General features: G+C 71.6%; 12 protein-coding genes. 6 read left to right on the plus strand and 6 right to left on the minus strand.

Annotated features, from left to right (window positions below; translation table 11 throughout):
• The first annotated feature begins 15 nt into the window (after positions 1–15).
• The 5 genes from BLR99_RS03360 to BLR99_RS03380 are packed head-to-tail and all read left to right on the plus strand — an operon-like array spanning position 16 to position 4,965.
• Positions 16–963: a LysR family transcriptional regulator gene (locus BLR99_RS03360; RefSeq protein ID WP_011796107.1), complete on the plus strand. Its 948-nt coding sequence runs from the start codon at positions 16–18 to the stop codon at positions 961–963.
• A gap of 47 nt (positions 964–1,010) precedes the next feature.
• Positions 1,011–2,120 carry an NAD(P)/FAD-dependent oxidoreductase gene (locus tag BLR99_RS03365; protein WP_170838015.1) on the plus strand — a complete coding sequence of 370 codons (1,110 nt, stop codon included), beginning with the start codon at positions 1,011–1,013 and terminating at the stop codon, positions 2,118–2,120.
• On the plus strand, positions 2,117–3,124 hold the full coding sequence (gluQRS, locus tag BLR99_RS03370) for a tRNA glutamyl-Q(34) synthetase GluQRS (protein WP_074686841.1): 1,008 nt from the start codon (positions 2,117–2,119) through the stop codon (positions 3,122–3,124). The genes BLR99_RS03365 and gluQRS overlap by 4 nt, the downstream gene beginning before the upstream one ends.
• Before the next feature lie 5 nt (positions 3,125–3,129).
• The gene (gene trmB, locus BLR99_RS03375; RefSeq protein ID WP_011796110.1) at positions 3,130–3,879 is read left to right on the plus strand and encodes a tRNA (guanosine(46)-N7)-methyltransferase TrmB; all 750 of its coding nucleotides are present in this window, start codon (positions 3,130–3,132) and stop codon (positions 3,877–3,879) included.
• A gap of 42 nt (positions 3,880–3,921) precedes the next feature.
• Positions 3,922–4,965 carry a GGDEF domain-containing protein gene (locus tag BLR99_RS03380; RefSeq protein WP_011796111.1) on the plus strand — a complete coding sequence of 348 codons (1,044 nt, stop codon included), beginning with the start codon at positions 3,922–3,924 and terminating at the stop codon, positions 4,963–4,965.
• Positions 4,966–5,076: 111 nt separating this feature from the next.
• Here BLR99_RS03380 and alaS read toward each other — a convergent pair whose 3' ends face one another.
• From alaS to BLR99_RS03395, 3 genes are all read right to left on the minus strand, one after another.
• A complete protein-coding gene (gene alaS, locus BLR99_RS03385) occupies positions 5,077–7,707 on the minus strand; it encodes an alanine--tRNA ligase (protein WP_074686843.1) in 2,631 nt (876 codons plus the stop codon).
• 149 nt (positions 7,708–7,856) lie between these two features.
• A complete protein-coding gene (locus tag BLR99_RS03390) occupies positions 7,857–9,002 on the minus strand; it encodes an ROK family protein (RefSeq protein WP_074686845.1) in 1,146 nt (381 codons plus the stop codon).
• A gap of 133 nt (positions 9,003–9,135) precedes the next feature.
• Positions 9,136–10,173 (minus strand): hypothetical protein, encoded by a 1,038-nt coding sequence (locus BLR99_RS03395; RefSeq protein WP_074686847.1) that lies wholly within the window; start codon positions 10,171–10,173, stop codon positions 9,136–9,138.
• A gap of 161 nt (positions 10,174–10,334) precedes the next feature.
• Here BLR99_RS03395 and BLR99_RS03400 point away from each other — a divergent pair, with 161 nt between their 5' ends.
• A complete protein-coding gene (locus BLR99_RS03400; RefSeq protein ID WP_017440402.1) occupies positions 10,335–10,685 on the plus strand; it encodes a c-type cytochrome in 351 nt (116 codons plus the stop codon).
• 25 nt (positions 10,686–10,710) lie between these two features.
• On the opposite strand, the gene BLR99_RS03405 is transcribed toward BLR99_RS03400, so the two are convergent.
• The 3 genes from BLR99_RS03405 to BLR99_RS03415 form a co-directional block, all read right to left on the minus strand.
• On the minus strand, positions 10,711–11,640 hold the full coding sequence (locus tag BLR99_RS03405) for a CysB family HTH-type transcriptional regulator (RefSeq protein WP_074686849.1): 930 nt from the start codon (positions 11,638–11,640) through the stop codon (positions 10,711–10,713).
• A gap of 117 nt (positions 11,641–11,757) precedes the next feature.
• The gene (locus BLR99_RS03410; RefSeq protein ID WP_011796117.1) at positions 11,758–11,973 is read right to left on the minus strand and encodes a TOBE domain-containing protein; all 216 of its coding nucleotides are present in this window, start codon (positions 11,971–11,973) and stop codon (positions 11,758–11,760) included.
• Positions 11,974–12,042: 69 nt separating this feature from the next.
• Positions 12,043–12,861 carry an ATP-binding cassette domain-containing protein gene (locus tag BLR99_RS03415; RefSeq protein WP_074686851.1) on the minus strand — a complete coding sequence of 273 codons (819 nt, stop codon included), beginning with the start codon at positions 12,859–12,861 and terminating at the stop codon, positions 12,043–12,045.
• Between the last annotated feature and the right edge of the window lie 12 nt (positions 12,862–12,873).

Consider the following 12,873-nt stretch of genomic DNA (forward strand, 5'->3'; position numbering starts at 1 on the left):
GAAGCTTTTTCCCCGATGCCGGTTCCTCCCCCCGCCCGCGACGCCCTCACGCCCGACAGCCTGGCCATGCTGCAGGTGATCGCGGAAACCGGCAGCTTCGCCGCGGCGGCGCGGCAGCTCGGCGTGGTGCCCAGCGCGCTCACCTACCGGGTGCGGCAGATCGAAGAGGCGCTGGACGTGCTGCTGTTCGACCGCAGCGCCCGCCAGGCCCGGCCCACCGAGGCGGGCAGCGAACTGCTGCGCGAAGGCGCCCGCCTGCTCGAGGAGGTGGAGGCCGTCGCGCACCGCGTGCGCCGGGTGGCGACCGGGTGGGAGCCCCAGCTCACCATCGCGGTGGACGGGGTGATCTCCCCCACCACCCTGCTGGAACTCGTGGAGGCCTTCTATGCGCAGTCGCCCCCGACCCGGCTCAAGCTGCGCGACGACATCCTCACTGGCACGCTCGAGGCCCTGACCTCCGGCAGGGCGGACCTGGCGCTGGGCGTGGCGGTGAACGCCACCAACGCCTCCGGCGTGCAGGGCAAGGTGATCGGCGACCTGCTGTTCCTCTTCACCGTGGCGCCGCACCATCCGCTCGCCACCGCGCCCGGCCCGCTCACCGACACGGTGCTGCGCCAGCACCGGGCCATCGCCGTGGCCGACTCGGCGCAGCACGGCGGCGTGACCATGGGCCTGCTGGGCGGGCAGGACGTGTTCACGGTGGACAGCATGCAGACCAAGCTGCAGGCCCAGTTGCGCGGGCTGGGCGCCGGGTTTCTTCCGGAGCCCATGGTGCGGCCCTATGTCGAGGCCGGGCGGCTGGTCGTCCGCGAGGTCGCGCGGCCCGCGCGCCGCGTGCGCCTGCACTATGCCTGGGGCGGCCCCGGGCATGCCCCGCCGGGCCGCGCCCTGGCGTGGTGGCTGCAGCAGCTCGAGAGCCCCGCCACCCGCGCGGCGCTGCTGGAAAACCACCATCCGTTCTGAGGCGCGCCGCGGCGTCTCGCACCCATGTATCCATGAAAGGCCGGACCATGACTTCTTCCCGCTCCCGTTCCCGCACGCCATCCCCAGGCGCTTCCGCCGGCACCGGCGGGCCACCCCCGTCCGCCCGGCGCATCGCCGTGGTCGGCGCGGGAATGGCCGGCATCGCCTGCGCCCGCACCCTGGCGCAGGCCGGGCACGCGCCGGTCGTCTTCGAGCAGGCCCGCCGCCCCGGCGGCCGGATGGCGACGGTGGAATCGGCGTTCGGAGGTTTCGATGCCGGCGCCCAGTACTTCACCGTGCGCGATGCGCGCTTCGCGCGCGCGCTGGAAACCGTGCCCGGGCTGTGCCGCCCCTGGAGCGCGAGCACCGTCAAGGTGCTGGATGCCGCGGGACGCACGGCCGCCGCCGCGCCGCCGCCACGCGAACCGCACTGGGTGGCCACGCCCGGCATGCAGTCCTTGCTGGCCGCGTGGGCACAGCCCCTGGAGCAGGCGGGCCGCCTGTTGCCGGATGCGCGGGTGACCCGCATCGGCGCCGACCCCGTGCAGCCGGGCCGCTGGCAGCTGCATACCCTGTCGCAGGACGGGGGCCGGCAGGTGCACGCGGGCTTCGATGCGGTGCTGCTGCTCATTCCGGCCGCCCAGGCCAGTGCCCTGCTGCAGGCCTCGGACGTCGCGCCCGGGCTCGCGGCCGGATTGCATGCGGTGGAGGCAGCGCCGTGCTGGACGCTGATGGTGGCCTACCCCCATGCCGTGCAGCCCGGCCTCACGACGCTCGGGCCGCAATGGAACGCCGCGCGCAGCACGCACCACCGCATCGCCTGGGTCGCGCGCGAGTCGTCGAAGCCGGGCCGCGCCCCCGTGGAGCGCTGGACGGCGCAGGCCAGCCCCGCATGGTCGTCGGAACACCGCAACGATGCACCCGCCCGCGTGCAGGCCAAGCTGCTCAAGGCCTTCGCGGAGGTGACCGGCCTGCGCGCCGCGCCCGTCCATGCGGAAGTGCTGTACTGGCCCGACGCGCAGACGACGCGGCCACTGGGGCGCAGCCACCTGTGGGACGCCGCGGCCGGCATCGGGCTGGCGGGCGACTGGTGCCTGGGCCACCGGGTCGAGGACGCGTTCGTTGCGGGGCTCGAACTCGCGCTCGCGGTGGCATGAGCGTCTCCCCGGCCGCATCCACGCAAGCCCCGGCCGCGGGCCGACGCTATGTAGGCCGCTTCGCGCCCTCGCCCACCGGCCCGCTGCATGCGGGCTCGCTGGTGGCCGCGCTGGCCAGTTGGCTGGACGCGCGCTCCGCGGACGATGGCCGCGGCGGCATCTGGCTGGTGCGCATCGAAGACGTGGACACGCCACGCTGCCAGCCCGGCGCGGCGGAGACGATTCTGCGGCAGCTCGCGGACTGCGGCCTCGTGCCGGACGGCGCGGTGTGGTGGCAGTCGGCACGCCACGCGCGGTATGCCGAGCAGCTGGAGCATCTGGCGCACGCAGGGCTGGCCTACCCGTGCGCCTGCACCCGCGCGGACATCGAGCGCGCGCATCGGCTGCACCACGGCGCGCGCGACCGCCATTCGGAGCTGCCCTATCCGGGCACCTGCCGCAATGGCCTGGGCGGGCGCCCGCCCCGGTCCTGGCGGTTTCGCACGTCGGAATACCAGAAGAAATTTGCCCCGCAGGCCGCCGCGCAGGCGCAGGACCGCCCCGCCATCCATGCGGGCGGCGTGGCCTGGACCGACCGGCGCCTGGGACCGCGCACGCAGGACGTGGCGGAGGTGGTGGGCGACTTCGTGCTGCGCCGCGCGGACGGCCTCTGGGCTTACCAGCTCGCCGTGGTGGTGGACGATGCCGACCAGGGAGTGACGCACGTGGTCCGCGGGGAAGACCTGCTGGACAACACGCCCAGGCAGATTCTTCTGCAGCACGCCCTCGGGGCCGGGGCCCCCTCCTACCTGCACACGTCCCTGGTGCGCGCACCGGATGGAGAGAAACTCTCCAAACAGCACGGCGCGCCGGCGGTGGACACCTCGAACCCTCTGGCGGCGCTCCGCGCAGCGGCCGGCGCGCTGGGGCTGCCGCCTCTGCAGCATCCGCACGACACCACCGTCGGCGAGGCGCTGGCGTGGTGGGCGCAGGCATGGCCGCGAATCTACAATCGGCCATCGTGACAGTCATGCATTCCATCCCGGCCGATACCGGCCACACCCCTTCGCGCGCGCCTGCCGGCAACGGCTCGCCGCCCGCCGATGTTGCCTTTCCCAAGGCGATCAAGAGCTACGTCCGCCGCGCCGGCCGCACCACCACCGGACAGGCCAAGGCCCTGGAGACCTTCGGCTCGCAGTTCGTGCTCGACTACACCCCCGGGCCGCTCGACGCGCAAGCCGCTTTCGGCCGCGCCGCGCCACTCATCCTGGAGATCGGCTTCGGCATGGGAGAAGCCACGGCCCACATCGCCGGCGTGCGGCCGCAGGACGACTTCCTGTGCTGCGAAGTGCACGAGCCGGGCGTCGGCGCCCTGCTCAAGCGCATCGGCGAACGGGGCCTGACCAACATCCGCATCCTGCAGCACGACGCCGTGGAGGTGATCGACCACATGCTCCCGGAAGGCAGCCTCGACGGCGTGCACATCTTCTTTCCGGACCCCTGGCACAAGAAGCGCCACAACAAGCGGCGGCTGGTCCAGCCACCGCTCGTGGCCAAGCTCGCGCGGCGGCTGAAGCCCGGGGGCTACCTGCACTGCGCGACCGACTGGCAACCCTATGCGGAGCAGATGCTGGAGGTGCTCTCGGCGGAGCCGCTGCTGGCCAACTCTGCCGACGGCTACGCGCCGCAGCCCGACTACCGCCCGCTCACCAAGTTCGAGAACCGGGGCCTGCGCCTGGGCCACGGCGTGTGGGATATCCTCTTCCGGCGCGTGGCCTGACAGGCAGCGCCGCGCATCCGTCGCAACGCCCGGCCCCCTTCCATGAAGCCCATCCTCGACAACCTGGTCGAAATGACCGGCCATCGCGATCACCTGCGGCTGGAAGTGTCGGTCCTGTCCACGCTGCACAAGCTTCCTTCCATCAAGGCGGTGCGCGCGCTGGAGATCTTCGAGTCGGGGGGTGAAGCCTGCGTGCGGCCACGCACCTGGCACCAGGACGGGCAGATGGTCACCAGCGACTGGGAAGCCCCGGTCGATCCGCGGCGCGAACCGCTGTCGGCATTCCCGGCGCTGCATGAATGCATCGCGCAGCGCCGGCCGCACGTGCTGCAGTCCGTGCGGCGCGGCGAGCACATGCTGTGGCTGCCGGTGTGGCTGCACGATTCGGTGCATGCCTGCATCGAAGTCACGCAGTCGCGGCCCTTCTCGGCCCACAAGCTCGACGTGATCCAGAGCGTCTTCTTCGTCTATCAGAACTACCAGAGCCTGCTGGACTACAGCGAGCGCGACGCGCTGACCGGCCTCTTCAACCGCAAGACCTTCGACGAGCAGTTCGCCCGGCGCGGCGGCGTGTCCAGCAACGCGGCGAGACAGGCGCCCACCGAGCCGGCCGATGCGTCCGAGCCGCGCGGCGAGGCGCCGCAGCACTGGCTGGCCGTGGTGGACATCGACCACTTCAAGCAGGTCAACGACCGCTTCGGTCACCTGTACGGCGACGAGGTGCTGATCCTCGTCGCCAACATCCTGCGCAACTCCTTCCGCGGGCACGACCGCATCTTCCGCTTCGGCGGGGAGGAGTTCGTGGTTCTGCTGCGCTCGACGACGCTCGCCACCGCCCACAAGGCCTTCAACCGGTTCCGCATCGCCGTGCAGGAATACGACTTCCCGCAGGTGGGCCGCGTCACGGTGAGCCTGGGCTTCGCGAGCACGGAGCGCGGCGCCCCGGTGGAGATCCTGGGCCAGGCGGACCAGGCGCTCTACTACGCCAAGGAACACGGCCGCAACCGCGTGTGCTACTACGACGACCTGGTGCGCGAGGGCCATCTGCACGCCAAGGTCGCGAACGACAACGTCGAACTGTTCTGACCGGGCCGGCCGGGGCAGTGTTCCGGCCCACGCCCCGCTGCACTCCAGCTGTCTCTTGAATGCAAAAAGGCCCGCGCAGGCGGGCCTTCTGCTCTGGGCCCGGCGCTCCGGTCAGGCGCGCTCGCCCACCCACGCGGCCACGGAGGCCAGCGCCGCGGGCAACGCCGCGGCATCCGTGCCGCCGGCCATCGCCATGTCGGGCTTGCCGCCGCCCTTGCCGCCCACTTGGCTGGCGACGAAGTTCACCAGTTCGCCGGCCTTCACCTTCGCCATCGCATCCGGCGTGACGCCCGCCGCGATCTGCACCTTGGCGCCGTCCACCGCCGCCAGCACGATGGCCGCGCTCTTGAGCTTGTCCTTGAGCTTGTCCATGGTGTCGCGCAGGGTCTTGGCATCCGCGCCCGGCAGCGTGGCGGCCAGCACCTTCAGGCCCTTCACGTCCACCGCCTGGCCGGCCAGTTCGTCGCCCTGGCTGGAAGCCAGCTTGCCCTTGAGGGCCGCGACTTCGCGCTCGAGCGCCTTGACCTGGTCGAGCGCCTGGCCGATGCGGCCCGTGATCTCCGCGGCCGGGGCCCGCAGCGCGCCCGCCGCCTTGGCGACGGTGTCTTCCAGTTGCTGCAGGTAGGCCAGCGCGCCGGCGCCCGTCACCGCCTCGATGCGGCGCACGCCCGCGGCCACGCCGCTCTCGCCCACCACCTTGAAGAGGCCGATGTCGCCCGTGCGGGCGACGTGCGTGCCGCCGCACAGCTCGCGGCTGGTGCCGATGTCGAGCACGCGCACGGTTTCGCCGTACTTCTCGCCGAACAGCATCATGGCGCCGGTCTTCTGGGCGGATTCGATGTCCATCACGCGGGCACCGGTCGGCGTGTTGGCGAGGATCTCCTCGTTCACGCGGCGCTCGATCTCGCGGATCTGCGCGTCGGTGACCGGTGCGTTGTGCGCGAAGTCGAAGCGCGTGCGCTCGGCATTCACCAGCGAGCCCTTCTGCTGCACGTGGCTGCCCAGCACTTCGCGCAGGGCCTTGTGCATGATGTGCGTGACCGAATGGTTGCGCATGGTCGCGGCGCGCAGCGCGGCATCGACCTCTGCCTGCACGGCATCGCCCACGCGCAGCGTGCCGGACTCCAGGCGGCCGTGGTGGCCATAGACGTCGGCGCGGATCTTGAGGGTGTCGTCCACGGCGAAGCGCGCGCCACCCGCGTGGATCACGCCCTGGTCGCCCACCTGGCCGCCGCTTTCGGCATAGAACGGGGTGTTGTCGAGCACCACCACGCCGTTCTGCCCGGCCTCCAGCGCCTGCGCGCTCGTGCCGTCCACGTAGATCGCCACGATCTTCGCGCTTTCGGTCAGGCCGTCGTAGCCGCTGAAGCGGTTGGCCTCGCCGCCGTACTCGAGCGCCTTGTCCATCTTGAACTTGCCGGCGGCACGCGCCTGGGCCTTCTGGCGGTCCATGGCGGCCTTGAAGCCGTCCTCGTCCACCGTCACGCCGCGCTCGCGGCAAACGTCGTTGGTCAGGTCGAGCGGGAAGCCGTAGGTGTCGTGCAGCTTGAAGGCCACGTCGCCGGGCAGCACCTTCGCGCCGCCGCCCAGGGCCGCGTCGAGGATGTCCATGCCGTTGGCGAGCGTCTCGAAGAAGCGCTCTTCCTCGGCCTTGAGCACCTCGGTGATGCGCTGCTCCTGCTCGCGCAGCTTCGGATAGGCGTCGCCCATCTGGGCCACGAGATCCTTCACGAGGCTGTGGAAGAACGGCGTCTTGCGGCCGAGCTTGTAGCCGTGGCGGATGGCGCGGCGCACGATGCGGCGCTGCACGTAGCCGCGGCCTTCGTTGCTGGGGATCACGCCGTCGCTCACGAGGAACGCGGTGGCACGGATGTGGTCGGCGATGACCTTGAGCGACGGGTTGGCGAGGCCGGCGGTGCCGGTCTCGCGCGCAGCGGCCTGGATGAGCGCGGCGAACAGGTCGATCTCGTAGTTGCTGTGCACGTGCTGCAGGATGGCCGCGAGGCGCTCCAGGCCCATGCCGGTATCGACGCAGGGCGCGGGCAGCGGCGTGACGGAGCCGTCTTCCGCCATGTCGAACTGCATGAACACGTTGTTCCAGATCTCGATGAAGCGGTCGCCGTCCTCATCGGGGCTGCCCGGGGGACCGCCGGGGATGTGGGGGCCGTGGTCGTAGAAGATCTCGGAGCACGGGCCGCAGGGGCCGGTGTCGGCCATCATCCAGAAGTTGTCGGACTTGTAGCGGCCGCCCTTGTTGTCGCCGATGCGGATCACGCGCTCGGGCGGCAGTCCGATCTCCTTCGTCCAGATGTCGTAGGCCTCGTCGTCCTCGGCATACACGGTGGCCAGCAGGCGCTCCTTCGGCAGGCCATAGACTTCGGTGAGCAGCTCCCAGGCCCACTTCAGCGAGTCGCGCTTGAAATAGTCGCCGAAGGACCAGTTGCCGAGCATCTCGAAGAAGGTGTGGTGGCGCGCGGTGTAGCCCACGTTCTCCAGGTCGTTGTGCTTGCCGCCGGCGCGCAGGCAGGCCTGCACGGACGTGGCCCGCACGTAGGGGCGCTTGTCGGTGCCCAGGAACACGTCCTTGAACTGCACCATGCCGGAGTTGGTGAACATCAGCGTGGGGTCGTTGCCCGGCACCAGCGGGCTGGACGGCACCACGGTGTGGCCCTTGGAGGCGAAGAAGTCCAGAAAACTCTTGCGGATGTCGGCAACGGACGACGGCGGGGTCGGTTTCGTCATGGGCGAAAGGGCGGCGAGCCTCGAGTGCGTGGAGCGCGCTGCGACGGGCGCAGCCGCGGGGATTGTTGTGAAGCGTAACCCCCGATTCTATCGAGCCGGGCCTGCCGTTCGCCGCGCCGCGGGGCCGGCCCTGCCCCGCGCGGGGCCGCTCACCGCCGGGCGCGCTGGTGCGGGGTGCGGTTGGTGTAGCTCGCGTTGCCCAGGCCCGTGCCCACGGTGAGCACGGCCCAGCGCTCCACGTCCTGGGTGAAGGGCAGTTCCGAGAGCCCCTGCACCACGGCGTCGTTGTGCAGGCAGACCTGGGTGCGGCCGCCGTTGATGGCCGGCAGGCGCTCGCACAGGTCGCGCGGCAGGTGGAAGCGGATGCTCTCCCAGTTGCCCGGCAGGTTCTGCGTGCCGCCGGCGAGCGAGCCGTCTTCGCAGACCAGGCCCGGGCAGGCGACGCCCACGAAAGGCGCGAGGCTCAGCTCCTTCTTCCGGGCATGCTCGACCAGACCCTCCAGGATGCCGGCGATGCCGTCCACGAGCTCGTCGCGGTGCGGGGCATCGTCCGCATGGCCCCATTTCTCGCGGCGCAGCACCTCGGCCCTGGACATGTCGGGCGCGGAATGCAGGTGGGTCTGCACGATGCCGCAGCGCACGTTGGTGCCGCCGATGTCCACCGCCAGGATCGCGTCGTAGCTCTGCAGCAGCGCGGGCGGCGCCAGGTGCACCCAGCCGATCAGGCCGCCCTCGTCGGCATGGTGGTGCAGCAGGCGCAGTTCCACCGGGTCCTTCTTCTTGCGCTGGAGCTCCTCCGCGACGAGGTCGGCCGCGCGGGCGATGGCGCGCTCGCCCACCTCGCTCTGGTGGAAGCCTCCGCCCACGATCACGCGCTCCACGCCCTTCCAGGTCTTGTGCTGCAGGAAGCGCAGGACCACGTGGGCGAACTGCTGTGCATAGTCTTCCGAGGCCGCCTCGATCGCCCGGGCCGCCACGCCGTCCCTGGCCAGCATTTCGTCCAGGCGCTGCTTGCTGATTTCGCACGTGGGCTTGTCGCCCAGCGGGTCCTTGCCGGCCATGTCGGCATAGAGGGTGCGCCAGGCATCCAGCATGTGCCGGAACGCGGTGCGGCTGGCGTTGTCGCCCGCGAAGCCGTCACCGTCGCGCAGTTCGAGGCTGTAGTCGTCGATGGTGACGGACGCCAGCTCCATGTCGCCGTGCGGACCCGCCGCGCACAGGGCGAGCCGGGCTTTTTCCTCGCGCTCGGCCGCGGCGGCGGACACCGGCGCTTCTTCCTTCTCTTTGGATGCCATGGTCGTGTTCGTAGGGAGGGATGGGCCCGCGTCGCAGGCCCTGGCCCGATGGTGCCCCGCCGGACGGCGCGGCCGCGTCAGCCAACGCCGCCAAACCACGCCCCAGGAGGTGGCAGGGGAAGGCAGGCGGCGGTCAGCGGCCCAGCAGTACGGCGCGCGCCGCTTCCGACGGGAACACGCACGCCACGTCGTGGGCGCAGCCGGGCACCACGACCACCCCGCGCCGCCGGCCGGGCGCCAGCAGCGTCCGGTCGTACTCCGCGTAGGCCAGTCCGCGCTGCAGGCGGTACGGCCCCTGGGCCATGGCCGCGCACGACTTGTCGAGGATGCCGTAGTACGTGCCCCTGGCGTCGCTGCTGTCCAGCGCCCCTTCGAGGTAGTGGACATCGGCGGTGGCGTAGTGCGCGCGCGCCCGGGCGGCGCTGCGCCCCAGGCTGCCGGGCAGGCCGTCGGTGCCGTACTTCCAGCGGTTCACGCCCGGGCAGGAGCCGTCCGTGGGCGGATGGGGGCGCCAGGCGTCGAAGTACAGCCAGGTGCCGGGGTCGGCCACCACGTAGCGCAGGGCGACGGTGGAGGCGGAAGCGGACGCGCCGGCCGGCGCCGGGTTCGCGAAGCCGATGTAGTGCTGCACCATCTGCCCGCCGGCGGAAAAGCCTGCGACGGTGACGGTGCGCAGGCCGGGCCAGCGCCGCACGAGCTCGGCCACCAGCGCGTCCATCGCCGCGAACGAGGAGATGCGCTCGCCATTGGCCGACGGGCCGCCTTCGATCCAGGAACGGCAGGTCCACAGCAGGTCACCGGCCTGCGCGGCGGGGACGCCCGGGGAACGGCACCGTGCAGCCTGGTCCGCCGCGACCTGGAACACGGGCGCCACCACCAGGGTGTCACGCAGCGCACCGGCATCGCGCGCGGCCCGCAGCGCGGCGCCGAAGGTCTTGCCGGCATCGCGCGGGTGGCCGTGCAGGGCAATGAGCGCCTGCGTCGGCGCCGCGCCCTCGCCGGGCACCAGCGACGCGTAGTAGTTCAGCATGCCCCCGGCGCCGGGTGGCTCGAAGCGCTGGTAGCAGGCGGGGCCGGCCGCCAGGGTGCAATCGGAAGGCTGCGCGGCAGCGTGTGCCGTCCACACGGCCAGGCATGCCGCGGCGAAACGTCGCCATGCTCCAGTTCTCATCGATGGACTCCGTCGGACGCGGGGACGGCACGGCCCCTGGCGGAAGTGTAAGCGGCGCATGCAGCACAGCCGCAGCCCAAAAAAAGCCCGCGCGATGCGGGCCGGCGATGGCGGCATACTCGGCGCATCGCCTTAGCCCGTCCCGGGCTTCCACCGATCCGATGCCGCTGCCATCCACCGCCCTCCCCCACGCCGCACGGGCCTTGGCCGCGGCCGCCCTCTGCCTGGCGGCGGCCCTGCCGGCACCCGCCCGGGCGGACGCCGGCGACCTCGTGCGCGAGCACGGCTGCATGCGCTGCCACGCCATGGTGCGCACCTACGTGGGCCCCGGGTTCGCGGAGATCGCCGAACGCTACCGCGCCGACAGGAATGCAGAAACCTACCTTGCCGGCAAGATCCGCAACGGCGGCGCGGGCGAATGGGGCCGCGCGCTCATGCCGCGGCACCCGCGCATCGGGGAGGAAGAAGCGCGGACCCTGGCCCGGTGGATCCTCGCCCGGCGCAAAGGCTAGGTGCTGCAGCCGCGGCGATCCCCGGTCAGCGCGCGGCGCGCAGCGCCTCGTCCACAGCCTCGCGCGTGAGGGTGGGAACGAAGGCCTCGATGAAGCGGTAGGCGTAGCCGCGCAGCCAGCTGCCGCGCCGCAACCCCAGGCGGGTGAGGTTGACTTCGAACAGATGGCGCGCATCGATCATGCGCAGGTGGCGGTCGCGCTCCGGGTCCAGCGCGATGGAGGCGACGATGCCCACCCCCATGTCCAGTTCCACATAGGTCTTGATCACGTCCGCGTCCATGGCGGTGAGCACCACGTCCGGCTGCAGTCCTTCGCGGGCGAAGGCCTCGTCGATGTGGGCGCGTCCGGTGTAGCCCAGCTCGTAGGTGATGATGGGAAAGCGCGCCAATTGCAGCAGGGTGGGCGGCTCGGGCAGGTCGAGCAGCGGGTGGCCCGGCGGCACCACGATGCTGTGGGACCAGCGGTAGCAGGGCAGCGTGACCAGTTCGCCATAGCCCGCCAGCGCCTCCGTGGCGACGCCGATGTCGGCCTCGCCCGAGAGCAGCATCTCGGCCACCTGCCGGGGCGAGCCCTGGTGCAGGTGCAGGGTGACCTGCGGGAACAGCGCCCGGAAATCGCGCACCACCTGCGGCAGGGCATAGCGTGCCTGCGAGTGCGTGGCCGCGATGGACAGGCGCCCTTCCCCGCTGGCGCGGAAGTCGTGCCCGGCGCGCCGCAGGTTCTCCGCCTCCAGCAGCAGTCGCTCGACGATGGGCAGCAGCGTGGATCCCGGCGGGGTGAGCCCCGTGAGCCGCTTGCCCGCGCGCACGAAGATCTCCAGGCCCAGTTCCTCCTCCAGCTCGCGGATCTGCCGGCTCACGCCGGGCTGGGACGTGTGGAGGATGCGGGCCACGTCGGTGAGGTTGAAACCCGTGCGCACGGCCTCGCGCACGGAACGCAGTTGCTGGAAATTCATGGGTTCGCCGGGCTTTCCTGTTGTTATGCGGCCGATAACCGTACGGGGGTCAACGCGTGGGGGATCAACGCGCGGGCGCCAGGGCCGGCAGCGGTGCGCTGCCCCCGCCCCTGCACGTCAGAGCTTGGCGATGGAGACTTCGGTCGATTTCACCAGCGCGACCACGTCGGAGCCGACCTGCAGCCCGAGGTCGTCCACCGAGCGGGTGGTGATGACGGAAGTGACGATGCCCCAGGGTGTTTCGACATCGACCTCCGAGACGACGTCGCCGCGGATGATCTCGCGGACCTTGCCCTTGAACTGGTTGCGCACGTTGATGGCCTGGATGGACATGGGATGACTCCTGTGGTGGTGGAAAAGAGGAAGAAAGAAAGAAAGAAAGAAGGATGGAAACCGTGCGGCTCAGATCGCCCAGCGCAGGCCGTGCGCCGGAACGCCCGGCCATGCGCCGTCGTCCCCGGGCGGCTCGGCCGCCGGCTTCCGAAGCACCCGGTCGAGGATGCGCTTCTCGAGCGCCGCGAACGCCGCGTCGCCGTGCGAGCGGGGCCGCGGGAGCGGGACGCGCTCGTCCAGGGCTATGCGGCCGTCCTCGATGAGCACCACGCGGTCGGCCAGGGCCACGGCTTCCTGCACGTCGTGCGTGACCAGCAGCGCGGTGAAACGGTGCCGCAGCCACAGCCCTTCGATGAGGCGCTGCATCTCGATGCGCGTGAGCGCGTCCAGCGCGCCCAGGGGCTCGTCCAGCAGCAGCAGGCGCGGCTGGTGGACCAGCGCCCGGGCCAGGGCCACGCGCTGGCGCTGGCCGCCGGACAGGCGCGCCGGCCACTCGCCGGCGCGGTCCGCCAGGCCTACCTGGGCGAGCACCTCGCGGCCGCGCTCCTGCGAGCCCGCGGGCAGGCCGAGGGTGACGTTGTCCAGCACGCGCCGCCATGGCAGCAGGCGCGCTTCCTGGAACATGATGCGGGTGCCGCCGTGCAGTCCATCGACGGGCCTGCCGTCGATCTCCAGCGTCCCGGCACTCGCGGCCTCCAGGCCGGCGACCAGCCGCAGCAGCGTGCTCTTGCCGCAGCCGCTGCGGCCGACGATGGCGACGAACTCGCCGGGCTCGATCGTGAGCTGCGCCTCGCGCAGCACGTCGCGCGCGCCGTAGCGCTTGGTCAGCCGGCGCGCCTGCAGGCGCAGGCCGGGCGCGGGGGAGGAAGCGGTGCGTGGGGCGGACATGGTGCCGTCTCT

This window comes from Paracidovorax citrulli, from assembly GCF_900100305.1.
GTDB lineage: Bacteria > Pseudomonadota > Gammaproteobacteria > Burkholderiales > Burkholderiaceae_C > Paracidovorax > Paracidovorax citrulli.